At 38.3% G+C, this 11,832-nt stretch carries 8 protein-coding genes; 4 read left to right on the forward strand and 4 right to left on the reverse strand.

From position 1 onward, the window contains the following. Positions 1-7: 7 nt before the first annotated feature. Genes ACE1ET_RS06255 through ACE1ET_RS06270 form a run of 4 tightly spaced genes read right to left on the reverse strand, consistent with a single transcriptional unit; the run spans position 8 to position 8,244 of the window. Positions 8-1,633, reverse strand: a complete 1,626-nt coding sequence (locus ACE1ET_RS06255; protein WP_375727516.1) for an arylsulfatase — start codon at positions 1,631-1,633, stop codon at positions 8-10. Positions 1,634-1,640: 7 nt separating this feature from the next. Continuing rightward, positions 1,641-3,683 (reverse strand): beta-L-arabinofuranosidase domain-containing protein, encoded by a 2,043-nt coding sequence (locus ACE1ET_RS06260; protein WP_375727517.1) that lies wholly within the window; start codon positions 3,681-3,683, stop codon positions 1,641-1,643. A gap of 58 nt (positions 3,684-3,741) precedes the next feature. Beyond that, a complete protein-coding gene (locus tag ACE1ET_RS06265) occupies positions 3,742-5,334 on the reverse strand; it encodes a RagB/SusD family nutrient uptake outer membrane protein (protein WP_375727518.1) in 1,593 nt (530 codons plus the stop codon). A gap of 24 nt (positions 5,335-5,358) precedes the next feature. Next, the gene (locus ACE1ET_RS06270; RefSeq protein ID WP_375727519.1) at positions 5,359-8,244 is read right to left on the reverse strand and encodes a SusC/RagA family TonB-linked outer membrane protein; all 2,886 of its coding nucleotides are present in this window, start codon (positions 8,242-8,244) and stop codon (positions 5,359-5,361) included. A 342-nt stretch (positions 8,245-8,586) separates the two neighbouring features. Here ACE1ET_RS06270 and ACE1ET_RS06275 point away from each other — a divergent pair, with 342 nt between their 5' ends. The 4 genes from ACE1ET_RS06275 to ACE1ET_RS06290 all read left to right on the forward strand — a co-directional run bounded on the left by ACE1ET_RS06275 (position 8,587) and on the right by ACE1ET_RS06290 (position 11,832). After that, a complete protein-coding gene (locus ACE1ET_RS06275) occupies positions 8,587-10,476 on the forward strand; it encodes a mucoidy inhibitor MuiA family protein (protein WP_375727520.1) in 1,890 nt (629 codons plus the stop codon). A 4-nt stretch (positions 10,477-10,480) separates the two neighbouring features. Next, positions 10,481-10,927: a hypothetical protein gene (locus ACE1ET_RS06280; RefSeq protein ID WP_375727521.1), complete on the forward strand. Its 447-nt coding sequence runs from the start codon at positions 10,481-10,483 to the stop codon at positions 10,925-10,927. 82 nt (positions 10,928-11,009) lie between these two features. Beyond that, the gene (locus ACE1ET_RS06285) at positions 11,010-11,372 is read left to right on the forward strand and encodes a hypothetical protein (protein ID WP_375727522.1); all 363 of its coding nucleotides are present in this window, start codon (positions 11,010-11,012) and stop codon (positions 11,370-11,372) included. Between the two features lie 79 nt (positions 11,373-11,451). Further along, positions 11,452-11,832, forward strand: a complete 381-nt coding sequence (locus ACE1ET_RS06290) for a VOC family protein (RefSeq protein WP_375727523.1) — start codon at positions 11,452-11,454, stop codon at positions 11,830-11,832.

Here is an 11,832-nt window from a genome sequence, read left to right on the forward strand (position 1 = left end):
TTATGCACTACTTCTCTACCGGATTATATGTCTTAGTTGACCAATCCGGCCATGGCAATACATTAGTATCATATGCCATTTCAGTCCACTTTTTTATCATTTGTTGCCTGATCTCCGGATACTTATCCGATAAATCGTGCATTTCTGTCCTGTCTTTTTCCATATCATAAAGCTCCCAGGAAGTAGCATCTTTAGCATGCAGGTTCACTATTTTCCATTTAGCATTCCTCAATGCGCCGTGGCCTTCATGTTCCCAAAATATATAATCGTGAGGCAAAGACTCTTTCCCTCTGAGGTCAGGCACCAGACTTATTCCCCTCATTGGTTTTACGGACTCCGGGTATTGCGCTTTTCCAAGATCCACACAGGTAGCCATTATATCTACTAAATGTGAAGCCTTATTATTAATCCTGTCAGTATTAGTTATGCCATCAGGCCAGTAAACGATAAGCGGGGCTGATATTCCTCCTTCATGCGTAAACCGTTTATTTTTCCTGAAAGGCGTATTGCTTGTTACACTCCATACTCTGCCCTGACTTCCTCCTTTACGGGACGGGCTTTTACGCCATTCATCATAGTTGCCCTTTCTGTTTTTATTCCAGTAAAACCCAAAATCACTATTCATTGGTTCCGCCGAACAACCGTTATCAGATAAAAATATAATCACGGTATTATCCAGCATTCCTTTTTCCTTTAAATGTTCAACTATCCTGCCTATATTTTGATCCAAAACTTCAATCTGAGCTGCATATATTGCTCTGTAAAAATCCAGCGTTTCCCTGTCATCTTCAGATAAATTCTCCCAATCGGGTGTAGTCTGAGGAGGCAGCTCCCAGTCGGAGCTTATAATACCCGTTTGGATCATTTGCTCATATTTTTGTTTTCTCAACGCTTCATAGCCATTCTTATACATCCCAATGTATTTTTCAACAACTTCTTTTGGGGCATGTAAAGGCCAGTGTGGTGCGTTATAAGCCAGATACTGAAAAAATGGTTTCCCTTCAGCCTGAGCCTCATCCATATACTCCATTGCCTTAGTGGTAAATACATCTGTCGTGTACCATTCCTTACCATTTTCAGCGTATAGTTCAGGGTTATCGGTAACAGGTATCACCATCCTGCCATCCTCATAAATTTCAGAATCATCCAGAACACCGTAATAACTATCAATCCAGTGATGGATACCAAAAAATTTCTGGAATCCGCGATTTTCCGGCCAGGCTTTTTTTAATGAACCAATATGCCATTTCCCAACCATAGCCGTAAAATACCCTGCATCACCAAGCACTTCAGCAATCGTAGCACATGAATCATTGAGATATCCACGATAACCCGGACTTACATTCAAATCAGACATATAACCTACACCTGACTCATGCGGATAAAGACCGGTCATTAATGATGCCCTGCTGGGACAGCAACGGGCTGTATTATAAAACTGGGTAAAACGTACACCGTTATGAGCTAACCTGTCCAGATTGTACGTATTCATCTCCCCGCCAAAACAACCCAGATCTGAATATCCCATATCATCAGCCAGAATTAACAAAATATTAGGTCTGGTCTCTTTTTCTTTAATACAGGATGAAAGAGACAATGATGTTAATGCAAGTAATGCTACAGATTTATTCATAATATTGTTATTTAACTTTATGTTCTCCAAGTAATGGAAATTCAGTTATTCTTAAGGCCGTACATCCATACGGAATCAATGTTATCTCTTCCTTCTTTTCACTGACTTCAGGACCCCACATAATACTGTATGGCAAAGGCCCTGTCATATCATTATATACTTTCCAGAATGGCAATCTTTTTGCCTTTGTTTTAATCCGGATCGGCGCATTTTCAGTATTCCACGGATAAACATTTTCATTAAAGGACTCTATCACCTCATAATGTTCTTCCAATTCATCATCAGGAACCTCTATCAACCCATAATTCCAGGGTGAATCAGAATCTACTGTCCAATATTCCTTTCCCTGCCAAACCTGGTGCTCCTTATTTTCAACAAGTTTCCATTTCTCATCCATTTTCAATGCATAAACCAAAGGTCCGCGTTCAACAGTTGCAGAGTTTTCATACCATCTTGAGATTGAAACCCGGGCTGCGAAATTCAGCTCCAGCTTATCTCCTTTGTGCCACTGCCGGTCAATTGTAATATTGTTGTTGGCATCCTTTATCACGTCTTCCAGCAATTCACCATTCAGTTTTACCTTAAAGCATTCGGATGACCATTCCGGAATTCTGAGTGTAAGCGGAAATCGTGTTGATTTTTCCATACTCTCAATTGAAATATTTACTGAGTTTTCAAACGGATAATACGTGTCTTCCACCAGTGATACTTCTACACTATCTCCAACAAGAGCACGCACCTTCGAAGGAGCATATACAACTTTGGCTAAACCCTTATCTGCGGTCGCATACCATAGATTCTGCGTAAATTTAGGCCATCCCTGATGCATATTTGACGTACAACACGGGTAACCGTTTAGCAGTCCAAAACAGTTGTCCAGACCATTATGGTTAATATCAAAATTTCTGATATGCTTGCTGACTTTCACCTGATTAACCTGTTGAAAATACTGCCGGTTCATAAAATCATCCGTAACCTGTGCCGGTAAAGCATTAAAAGCAATTCGTTCAAGGTGTTCAGCGAACTGATTATCGCCCGTTATCTGCAACATGTTTTCCAGGGAATACATAAATTCTACGACGGAACACAACTCAATACCCTGCACCGGATTATTACCGTGCAAAGCCTCATCTCCACCGTACATACCGTTGGGATAACCATTAAAATTCCTGAGATCTTTTAATCCTACCTTAACGGCGTCAAGATAGCGATGATCTTTTGATTGTTGATAATAAATGACAGGTTCTTTAAATCCCTGCGCAAGATTAACACAGTGGATTGATCCTTTCTGGCTCAGCCTTTCTCTTTCGAGAAAATCATCAGTAAAATTTTCTGTTTGTTCATGGATCATCTGAGCTAGAAAAAGCAGATACTTTTCTCCGGTAATATTGTATAACCAATATACCATCATCAGATTATCACCTCCTCTGTATCTGGCCCAGAACGTCCAGTTATCCAAAGGTTTCTTTTCCAGATTATTATACTGATATTTGAAGTAATTTGTCATTAAATCGATCACCCTGTCATCTCCCGTTGCCGAATAATACTGTTGTAATATTTTCAATGCAACCATTTTGGGCCACCAGTCTTCTGCATTATCCCGCTGCAAGCCCGGTTCATTATTATCATAATCTTTTGAGGGGCCAAAATAACCATCCTCACGCTGACTGCTGATCATCCACTCAACCCAGGGTTTGGTAAGATTGATAAGTGCTGTATCCTCAAGAATATACGCTAAAGGAAGTAAGCCGTCAATCCAGTACGGACCTCGTTCCCATTGATCTCCGTCACCACCAAGCCATCCGTTTCGGTGATTCATAACCTGAGGATAGAGTTCATCCAGATGACCTGTAGCACCAGTTCGCTGAGCCTCAAGCATCATAAGCAGCCATCCGCGGGCCTTGATATTACCCAGAGGTAATTCTATATATGGTTTTGTGATAAGTGGAGATCTGTTATTACGATAATTGGCAGAATTATCCTTTGAAGAACAGCTCAATAAAGCCAACAACACTACCACAAAAAACACCTTGTCTATTCTAAATCTCATATCTGTTAAAATCTTATTAATTCGGGAATAATGCCAAATCGTTAAAACTCTGTTATTTTTAGTATCCCGGATTCTGAATCAGATTAGGATTCGCTAAGATCTCATCACGTGGAATCGGAAAAAGATTTCTGTAATCTTCGTTAGACGGAGTATGCCAAAACCACCTTTTTGTTGTAAACTGACCAAATCTGATCAGCTGCTGGCGTCTGTGCCCTTCCTGACAAAATTCCCATGCATATTCAAGTAAAAACCGGTTATCATTCAACTGTGCTGCCGTTAACACATTATTACCTGAAAAATCAGTAAATGCCCTCTGTCTGACTTTATTTATCAAATCAACAACTTCCTGATTGGCAGCCTTTCCGTTTTTCCGGTAAATAGCTTCAGCCTTCATAAAAAACACATCTGCATAGCGGAAAAGGACAAAATCGTTTTCCAACCTGTTTTTTGCACCCGTCTTTATTTCATATTTCTGCATACGCACTCCATCGGCTTCACCGGTAGTTCTTCCATCACTTCCCAATGATCGGATATTCTTGGTATGAACTATTGGTTTGCCGGCATCAGCTGCCCAGGAACCATCACAAAGAAGTGGTGCTCCTATTGTACCGGTTTTTTCTCCTGTATTATCATAAAGTGGCCCCTCTAACCAGGATTTTGTATATCTCAGATCATCCGGGTCATAACTCCAGGCCAGGTCAGGTGTGGCACATGGACCGCCCCAAAAAAACGTTTCGGTATTCGCATGATATTTATACCACCAATGCATCGTCCACATATGCATCCTCCAGGGAAAATCTTCATGGTAAACCTCATCGTTGGCAACTCCCATTATGATTTCCTTTGAGTTTTCGTTTTCGCTTTTAAAAGGCGTACTGTAATCTGCTTCCAATACATATTTTTGTGATTCAATGATAGTATCGCACAATGCTATAACCTCATCCCAATATGTCTTACCAGCCCAGACCTCAGCATTTAAATATGTTTTAGCGAGTAATTGTGAAGCAGAGTATTTATTCCACCTTCCATATCCATCCTCCTTCAGATATGGTATATTCTCCTCTAATTGACTGACCACAAAATTAAATACCTCCTCTCTTGAGTTTGTTGCAGGCAAATAATCGTCCGGTACATCATATTGAGTAACTACTGGCACATTTCCGAACATATCAACCAAGGTATAATACCAAAATGCCCGTGCAACCTTTAATTCTGCCATAACCATTGCGGTATCTTTCAGTTCCTGTTCTCGAAACTCATAAATCAAACGGTTACAATTATTTATGGACGAGTATGCTCTACGCCAGTCCTGCAAGAAATGTTGTTCATCAATATTCCATTCGTGATTGTTTAATCTCACATAAATTCCGGCATCATACCATGCACCACCTCTTTTAGGTGTGATCCAAAGGTCTCCCACCTCTTCGTTTGTATATAACCAGCAACCATTTTTATGGACGCTTCCTCCTGCATACAAGTTTCTTAAATCACTATAGACTTTACCAATGGCTGCGGGAATATCATCTTCACTAAAATTAGCATAATAGTTTTCTGCTATCAATTCATCATGCACAGGCACGTCCAGATCAGTACAGGAATAACAGAACAAAAATGTTATGATACTTAATATATATATGTTTCTCATTTTCATGATTATTAATTTTAATGTATGGTTTTACAGGTTCAATTTTAATCCAAGTGTATATGTCCTGACGGTAGGATAACCTCCTACATAGTCGATGCCAGGAGTAAGTCCGTTATAGTTAACTTCAGGATCTACACCCTTATAATTCGTAAACGTGAACAAATTCTGTCCTGAAAGATAAAGTCGCAGTGAGTTAACATTTTTCTTAAATTTGAACGTATACCCAATGGCAACATTATCAAGCTTCACATAGTCGCCGTTTTCGATATAGTAACTCACATAAGCCTGGGCCGTATTTACGTACTGACCGTTATAAGTATCAAGAATTGAAGTCGGATAATTGTATTGGGTTCCTCTTATAAAGTTTTCCCATAACATTCTGTACTGATTTAATATCTGGTAGTCGAATGCGCCTCTTAACTCAACACTCAGGTCCAGTTTTTTATACCGTGCAGCCATAGAAAAACCTGCAAAGTATTTAGGAATACCATTCCCCATTACCTGCCTTAAACTGTCAATCCCGTATTCTCCTTCTGTCATCCATTCACCGTTCGGATCCAAACCCGTGCTAACCCAACCATAAAAATTTCCGATTGCGTCGCCTTCTTCCAGATAGTGTGTATTCTTCTGAACCGGTGCTCCCGTATTTCCAAGTTCAAGAAAATCACGTTTGTACTGATTGTTCGATAATTTTGTAAGAATGTTGGTATTATAGGACATATTACCCGTCAGTCTTAATCCAAAGTCCCTGGTGTTAACAACATTTCCGGATAATACAACCTCCACTCCTGAATTTTTAATTGCTCCAACATTAGCTACTGTAGTAGGGGCAAGGTTTGGAGGAACCGGTACATTATAACTATATATAAGATCTTTGGTATTTCGTTGATAATAATTCACTTCACCTGAAAGTTTATCCTTTAAAAAAGCAAACTCAACACCTGCATTAAGTTCATGTTTTGTTTCCCATCTTAAATCCGGGTTTGCATTTGCAACAGGTGATATGGTATACGTCCACTGACCATCAAGGAATACAGGATTTCCATAGGTAAATCTCAGTTTAGAAAGATTCGCACTTGATGGTTCTGTTCCTGTAACACCATATCCTACTTTAATTTTCAAATCATCGAGAAAGGTTATGTTTTCCATAAAACCCTCTTCGCTTAATCTCCATGCCGCAGATACGGAAGGGAAATATCCCCAACGGTTATTGGTACCGAATTTTGATGAGCCCTCTGCCCTTAAGCTGGCGGCAAACAGATATTTTTCCTTAAAGCTATAATTTAAGCGTCCGAAAAAGGAAACCAGTCTGGTTTGGCTTTTACTGCTTCCCATTGATGCGAAACCCTCTGACAATGCTAAGCCGAGATCCATTCTGTTATATCCAAAATATTCATTCGGGAAATTATAGTTATAGGCATTGAACCCTTCTCCCTCATAATCCTGATAGCTGTAACCTGCCAGTGCTGTAAAATCATGATTCCCGATTTTTTTTGAATAATTTCCAAACAGTTCCAGTGTTTTTGAGGTATTTGTACTGGCATTTCTCCATGCCTGTCCGGTAAAATCAAGATCGAAACTATGGGTTGCATAGGACCCATTCAAATGGTTGAACTTTTTAAAACCACCAACCAGGTTTAGGTTCAAGCCTTCTATAATTTCTGCCGTTATCTTTCCGTTTATGAATACCTCATTCCAACCTATATCCTCTTTAAATTCATCCACCAGACGAACAGGATTGGCAACACCGGCAAAAGTCTGATACTCTCCGGTATTTGGATTAAATACCGCATCTGTTGGATTGGCGATTAGTGTTCCAAAAAGTACATCTGAAGTACTTACGGTATTACCTTTAACGTTAACGTTTGACAGGTTCATGTTGATCCGCAATTTATCCTCAAACATATTGTGATTAAAACCAACTCGTGTGGTAAAGCGATTCTGTTCAGTATTCCTAATGATTCCTTCCTTTTCGGTATAGGTAACCGATCCGTAATAGTTGGAATGTGAATCTCCTCCTCTTAATGAAATGTTATGGGTCTGATTTAACGGTGACTGTGAAACTTCATTCCACCAGTCGGTATTATATCCGTTATCTACCGGCGTAAATACTCCACCTGTTGTTTCTGCCAGATTTCTGTATTCATCAGCACTGAATACCTGTATTTTATTTGAAATCTGCTCCGTACCAAAATAACCGTTATATTCGATCCTGTTTTTCCCGCTACTTGTTCCCTTTTTGGTATTGACCAAAATAACTCCGTTCGTTCCCCTAACACCATATATAGCTGCAGCAGAACCATCTTTAAGCACATCAATCGATTCAATATCATCCTGTGAAACAGAACTAAGGCTTCCGCCAGGGATCCCATCAATAACAATAAGAGGCTCCTGATTTCCACTTAAGGTACTAACACCCCGAAGCATCATTTGTACCCCATTATTGTTCGGGTCACCGGATGTAGTATTTATACTTAAACCGGCAACTTTCCCTCTTAATAACTGTATGGGATCTGATACCGTACCCTGCTGAAAATCTTCAGCTGTGACTCTGCTTACTGAATTTGTAAGTGTGCTTTTTCGTAATGTACCATACCCTACAACGACAAATTCATCCAGTACTTCCTGATTTGTTTTTAATGTTACATTGATTTGATTACTGCCATTTACCGGAATTTCTTCTGTTTGAAAACCAATGAACGAAAAGACAAGAATGTCATTATCATTTGCAGTAATTTCATACTTACCATTAATATCTGTAACAGTACCATCAGAAGTGCCTTTTACCATGATATTTACGCCAGGGATAGGTTCTTGTTGCAAATCCGAAACTATACCTTCTATATTAATGGCATATCCATTAAAAGCTGTAAAAAGTAAACTGCATAAAAGTAAAAACGGAGTTTTCTTATTCATTTCTAAGTGTATTTAATAATTTCATTAATTAAAGTTCTGTACTAAAGAAATTCATTGCTGTGGTTTTATACAATGATTAATATCCCAAAAGTATAGCTATAGAAGTATTTTATAATGGATTTTTATATCAAATGAATGGATATGTAAATCTTTAAATAAACCCATCATTTAATTAAGTGTCTGACAAAGAGCTAATTTAAATTTAAACATATCATACCTTGTAATATTAATACAATAAATATGTAGAAAACGCTGATGGTTTAAATGGAAATAAATTAATTTATTAAATTAGCAGTTTATGGTCAATGAGCCGTGTTAACAAATTACCAAATATAACATCATATGAAAACAAAATTCTCTTTCTTAACGCTATTATTTATTGTTTCTTCATTTGTGATAGCTCAGGATATTCAGGAGCTAAAAATTGATTCCAAAGTTAATGATGTAACCGTTTTTCTGGATGGTGCTCAGGTAACCCGCAAAAAGACAGTTGATGTTCCGACAGGAATAACAAATATTGTTTTTGTAAATCTCTCACCCTATATAGATTCAAAAAGCATCCAGGTAAAAGTCAAAGGTAAGGTGATGGTACAATCTGTATCGCAACAGAGGAATTACATGAACAATCAACCAGATCTGGCAGAAGCTGAGAAACTACATGCTGAAATATTCGAACTGAGGAAACAACTAAAGTTGGCACAGACTTATCTTACGATAACCAGAAAAGAACTCGATTTTCTGAATGACAACCGCATAATCAGTGGACGGAATAATGAATTAAGCATTACGAACCTGAAAGAAACATCTGCATTTTACGGGGAACGTCTTAAGGCGCTTAAATTAAAAGAAATTAAACAGGAAGACGATATTAACCAGTTAGAGAAAAAGATTCAGCAACTTGAAAATCAGAGAAACCAGCTATCGGATAACCGCGGATTTCCAACCGGTGAAATTGTAATTAAGATTGAATCCAAAACAAACAGCAAGTCTGAATTTGAACTTTCCTATCTTGTCACAAATGCAGGATGGTTCCCGTCTTATGATATCCGGGCTAAAAACATATCTGAACCCGTGGAGATCCTATACAAGGCCAATGTGCACCAGGATACAAAAGTGGATTGGGAGAATGTTAAAATCAGGTTTTCATCATCCGATCCCAATGTTTCAGGTGTCATGCCCTCGTTGAATCCCTATTATATCAGCTATAATTACAGACCCTCAAATTATGGGCGCATAATTTCTGAAGTATCTGGTTTCATATATGATAATAAAGGTGAGCCTCTGCCCGGTGCTTCCGTATCAGTAGAAGGTACGACTATCGGAACTGTAGCTGATATCAATGGCCATTATTCCCTGATGTTACCTGCCGGTTCTAACCGGTTAAAAATATCATTTATAGGGTATAGCTCTAAGACGGTTGATGCAAATCAACCATTAATTAATATCGCTCTAAATGAAAGTGCTCAGGAATTAGGTGAGGTTAGTTTTAGAGATGTTGAAGCAACCAGTATAAGCGATGCTCTTCAGGGTAGAATTGCAGGTTTGGATATTTCACGAAGCCGAAACAAAAAGAACATTGCAGATAAAGAAAGTATAGCTGTACCATTTGTTCAAACCGAAAATCAAACGACTGTTGAATTTGAGATCTCGGTTCCTTACTCACTGAAGTCAGATAAAAAAACATATGCCGTTGAAATGGTAGATTACAGTTTGCCGGCAAACTACCAGTATTTCTGTATTCCAAAAGTTGACAAAGATGCCTTCCTGCTGGCAAACATTACAGACTGGAGTAAGTACAATTTTCTTGAAGGTGAAGCCAATATCTTTTTTGAGGAAACCTACATCGGTAAAACGATCCTTGATGTGAGAAATGCTGGTGATACATTACAGGTATCACTTGGAAGAGACAAAAATGTTGTGGTTCAAAGAGAATTACTCAAAGACAAGACCAGCAGACAGTTTATCGGAACTAAAAAAGAAGTTAGCCGTGCCTGGGAAATAAATGTGAAAAACAATAAGAGTCAGAAAATCAGCATGGTTATCCTGGATCAGGTTCCGGTATCGAAAAATGAAGAAATTGAAATCGAAATTAAAGATTTGTCCGGCGCAAAGATGAATAACGACACAGGAGAACTGAAATGGGAGTTTGAGCTCAACCCCGCTAAAGAGAAGACTTTTAATCTAAACTACCTCGTTAAATATCCTAAATCAAGGACATTGTACATTGAATAAGAAAATGAAAAAAATCAAAAGCAGATATACATTTAAAGCTATCGCATACCCGGGGATAGCTTTATTTATCTCAGCTACTCTTTTGATAATTCAATTATTTACTTACGGAATCGATTACAGAAATCTGACAGAGATAATTTATTGCTCCGTTCTTATTATAATTTTTAGTGCCGCCCTGATTTTTATATCCGGAATTAAAGAGGTAGAGATTAACAACGAACATATATCCATCAGATATCCTTACAGGTTTAAAACATTCAGATTTTCTGTCAACGCAGTTTCAACTATTCAAAGAAAAAAAACCGATAAAATGACAAATATTGATCTGAAATTCAGGTCTGTACTCATTTTAAAAATCCAGCTTAAAAACGGAAAACGCATCAGACTCTCTTCAGACTATAACACCAATATCCCTGAGATTGAAACTCAATTTAAAGAGATTGGGTACTAATAGTTTAAACAAAGACAAAATTTCTGATTTGTTTTTGTAACTTATATCTGCTATGTCCGTTTCTCCGTACAAAAAACACAACATGAAAAAACTATTTATGCTATTCATTCTGATGGTTGTTATATCATCCTGTGAAAAGAAATCCCCGGTAAGCTTTGGTTTTGATTCTGATATAAACACAAATTCCAGCGGTCTTACACTTATGGATGTAGATAAAGGTGCAGATTTGATTTCTCTTACCGGAAGTGTAGTTGTACATACAGAATCTGTAGAAGTTATTCTAAGTGATCCGGCAGGAGCTGAAGTTTATAAAAATTCCTTTGCAGGGCCTGAAACATTTTCTATTAATGAAACATTTTCTGCAGCGCAGGGTACCTGGAAGTTACAATATACCAGCAACAATGCAACCGGTTCTATTGACTTGCATATGAGTTATACTAATTAAGCCTGAGTAATTCAGAAATTTAGATCTCCAGACTCAACAATTTACCTGCTCATGGTGTTTTAATAATAAATTCTGTACCATGAAGTTAGGCGCATTTTCTGTTAGTCTGTCCGTGAAAGATCTGGAAACGTCAAAAGCGTTTTACGAAAAACTTGGATTTACGGTTTTTGCAGGTGATCCGGATAAAAATTACCTGATCATGAAAAACGATACCACTCTGATCGGGTTGTTTCAGGGAATGTTTGAAAAAAATATTCTGACCTTTAATCCCGGATGGAATGATAAAGCACAGCCTCTGCATGAGTTCACCGACATTCGTGATATCCAGAAAGAACTGAAGGTTAAGGATATTGCTATTGACATGGAAGCCGATGAAAATTCCAAAGGACCGGCCAGTTTTATGATCACAGACCCTGACGGTAACCAGATTTTGATTGATCAACACCTTGAAGCCCCATAA

This window comes from Quyinboa mangrovi (assembly GCF_042219825.1).
Classification (GTDB): Bacteria; Bacteroidota; Bacteroidia; order Bacteroidales; family UBA5342; genus JBHJHP01.

What these genes read in the sequence shown, in the direction of transcription:
- ACE1ET_RS06280 (WP_375727521.1), top strand. Translation starts at nt 10,481, where the DNA reads ATGAAAAAAATCAAAAGCAGATATACATTTAAAGCTATCGCATACCCG.
- ACE1ET_RS06255 (WP_375727516.1), bottom strand. Translation starts at nt 1,633, where the DNA reads ATGAATAAATCTGTAGCATTACTTGCATTAACATCATTGTCTCTTTCA.
- ACE1ET_RS06290 (WP_375727523.1), top strand. Translation starts at nt 11,452, where the DNA reads ATGAAGTTAGGCGCATTTTCTGTTAGTCTGTCCGTGAAAGATCTGGAA.
- ACE1ET_RS06270 (WP_375727519.1), bottom strand. Translation starts at nt 8,244, where the DNA reads ATGAATAAGAAAACTCCGTTTTTACTTTTATGCAGTTTACTTTTTACA.
- ACE1ET_RS06260 (WP_375727517.1), bottom strand. Translation starts at nt 3,683, where the DNA reads ATGAGATTTAGAATAGACAAGGTGTTTTTTGTGGTAGTGTTGTTGGCT.
- ACE1ET_RS06265 (WP_375727518.1), bottom strand. Translation starts at nt 5,334, where the DNA reads ATGAAAATGAGAAACATATATATATTAAGTATCATAACATTTTTGTTC.
- ACE1ET_RS06285 (WP_375727522.1), top strand. Translation starts at nt 11,010, where the DNA reads ATGAAAAAACTATTTATGCTATTCATTCTGATGGTTGTTATATCATCC.
- ACE1ET_RS06275 (WP_375727520.1), top strand. Translation starts at nt 8,587, where the DNA reads ATGAAAACAAAATTCTCTTTCTTAACGCTATTATTTATTGTTTCTTCA.